This window comes from Cryobacterium sp. 10I1 (assembly GCF_035019805.1).
GTDB classification, from domain to species: Bacteria; Actinomycetota; Actinomycetes; order Actinomycetales; family Microbacteriaceae; genus Cryobacterium; species Cryobacterium glucosi.
In genome coordinates this window covers 1-275 of record NZ_JASJVF010000648.1, presented here as the reverse complement: position 1 = coordinate 275, position 275 = coordinate 1, and the positions used below count along the sequence as shown (strand labels likewise).

Below are 275 nucleotides of genomic sequence, written 5' to 3'. Positions count from 1 at the left end.
TACCGACACCCGGTTCGCCCTCGAGCAGGATCGGCTGCGGCAGGCGTACCGCGAGGAAGAGGGCCGTCGCGAGGCCTTCGTCTGCGAGGTAGTCCTCCGCGGCGAGCGCAGCCTGCAGTGCAGGCACGTCAGGGACCAGTGCCCGGACCGCGGACGTCGCCCCGCCCCTGGCCGGGCTCGAGGGGATTCCCTCAACGCTCGGTGCCATGGTCAGTGCTCCACGGTCGAGGTGTGGACGTGGGTCTTCGTGAGGGCGAAGCGCTCTGGATCTGCGA

1 pseudogene is annotated in these 275 nt (G+C 70.2%); it reads right to left on the bottom strand.

The features are described 5' to 3' along the window. Positions 1-208 (bottom strand): annotated as a pseudogene (locus QN345_RS20165) (hypothetical protein); the annotation flags it as partial. Between the last annotated feature and the right edge of the window lie 67 nt (positions 209-275).